This window comes from Psychromonas sp. Urea-02u-13, assembly GCF_002835995.1.
In the GTDB taxonomy this organism is placed as follows: Bacteria; Pseudomonadota; Gammaproteobacteria; order Enterobacterales; family Psychromonadaceae; genus Psychromonas.
This window is the reverse complement of the sequence record NZ_PJBZ01000178.1, coordinates 1-2114: the sequence shown is the minus strand read 5'-3', so window position 1 is coordinate 2114 and position 2114 is coordinate 1. Positions and strand designations below refer to the sequence as shown.

1 protein-coding gene is annotated in these 2114 nt (G+C 30.7%); it reads left to right on the top strand.

Annotated elements, in window-relative coordinates; translation table 11 throughout:
- The first annotated feature begins 66 nt into the window (after window positions 1–66).
- Window positions 67–1071, top strand: coding sequence for a hypothetical protein (locus CXF74_RS21145; RefSeq protein ID WP_101084590.1), 1005 nt, complete (start codon window positions 67–69; stop codon window positions 1069–1071).
- Window positions 1072–2114: the final 1043 nt, after the last annotated feature.

Below are 2114 nucleotides of genomic sequence, written 5' to 3'. Positions count from 1 at the left end.
TATGTCGCTTACTGACGGTGTTCTTTGTCGCAATTTAATTTCAATAAGATTTTTTAAAGGAAGAGTATGTCTAGTGATATCGAGAAATTAAAAGCATTCCATCAAGTAGAATCATACTTAACGGAGGAGACAAGATGCTTGTTGAAAAAAGAATTAAACCTTGAAAATACAAATTTAGAACATCGATTACCAGGACTAAAGGTAGAAGATGAGTTTGCACTAATCCTACATTTTTTTAATAACTGTAAACATATTATTTCTATAGATGAAACTACTTCAAAATTAACCGATGAATCTTATCAAAGCGATTTTATTATTCATTTTAAAAATGATGAAAAAATAATGGTTGAAGTAAAAAGCACTAGAGATAATAAATTTAAAGTATCTAAAAATAATTTAGAAAAAAGAAGATCATTTGCTAATGAATTAGGCTATGAGTTATATATCGCATTAAAACTTAATGGGTATTGGATGCTATTTCATACTGATTATTTAATTAAAAATAACTGTAGAATCGAAAAATATAAGGATATGAATAATTCAATTTTCTTTACAAAATTAAATGCCACAATGCATATAATTCCTGCAGGAGTTAGAATTGAAAGCATCTATAGCTCAGCAGGAGATGAAAGTTTAGGTGCTAAGCATGAAGAGTATGGAGAACTAATTTCAATTAAATTATTTTATAAAGATTCTGCACTTTTTGAAGTATCTCCACAAAATACAGAATGTTTACCAATATGTATGCTTTTTGAATTATGGAATGACATGCTTTTAGAAGATATAGCTGTTGAAAAAATTGACGACCTAACAACGAAATCTGTTAATGAAATAAAGAATGAGCTCATGACATTAGACTATAAGTATTTTTTATCTTCAATAGAGCATATGTTTAATGTGCATAATAGAAGGCATGAATCATCGTCATTTTTAAAGTTATTAGCATCTGATATTGATGTTTCGCTAAATAAAGAAAGGTTAGAAATATTATTTAATGCACTAATTAAAGTAGGAGTTCCAATTTCTTCAGGTGTATTTGTAGCTAATAATGAAGTTAAGTTTTACTCATAGATTTAGATCTTAAAACTGAACGCGATCATATAACAAGGCATTTAAACGGAACAAAAACAGTGGGTTACGTTTCGCTTCGCTACACATTTTAACCCACTATTTTTGTCCGCTTAATGCGGCGTTAGGTTTACTTGAGAATCTGAAATTTTAATGTTGCTTACATCGTTTAATTACAGAGTGATTTTTCCATCGTGTTAGATTGGCACTCTGTTTGTGAAAATGGATTTATGAGTTTTCTATCCCAATTTCTGCATTGATTCACAAGTTACGTTTAAATCAATTTTATGTTGTAGCTTAGTTCAGCGTTTAACTTTAAAATTCAAAGTATTAGCTAGTTACTCATTAACTGATTTGTTCAGTTTTTATAGCAAATTCATCAGTCAGCGGGTTACTAGAATTAACAATAATTAATAGGTTTACGCCCGCTGTTGTGGGCTTAAACCTAACAAGTTAATTAAACGGAATAAAAACAGTTGGTCATCGCTTCGCGATTTTAACCAACCATTTTTATCCGCTTATTAAGGCGTTATATGTCGCTACCTTTTAGGTTATGTTTTAGTTTTTCATATACGCTTTGATCACTGTTTTACCATGCTGTTTTCGTAGGTTTTCCTAAAATACATAAGCTTAAAAGTTGCCTTGATTGTGCTGTCACTTTGTTTGGCTATCTTGTATTTCATCAATCTGAAAATCGCGGTATTTTGGTTTGCTGACTTAGTGATTTTTCCATTTCGTCAGCTAGTTTTTGAATTGCTGATTTGTAATCTCAAAGGGTGTTTCATACGTTCGTAAACTGTTTAATTATTAGTTTTAAGTAACTATCGGAGAGTGTTTCCTGCGGAGTTCAAAGTTAATACTTAAATGGCTTTAAATGTTGTTGGTTTGCGTTATTATTCCATTTCGTTATGTACTTGTATTATCAGAGTTTTTAAACTGATCGCGAGCATATAACAAGAGCTTTAAACGGAATAAAAACAGTTGGCTACGTTCCGCTTCGCTCCACAATTATAGCCAACTATTTTTATCCGCTTAAGCAGGCGTTA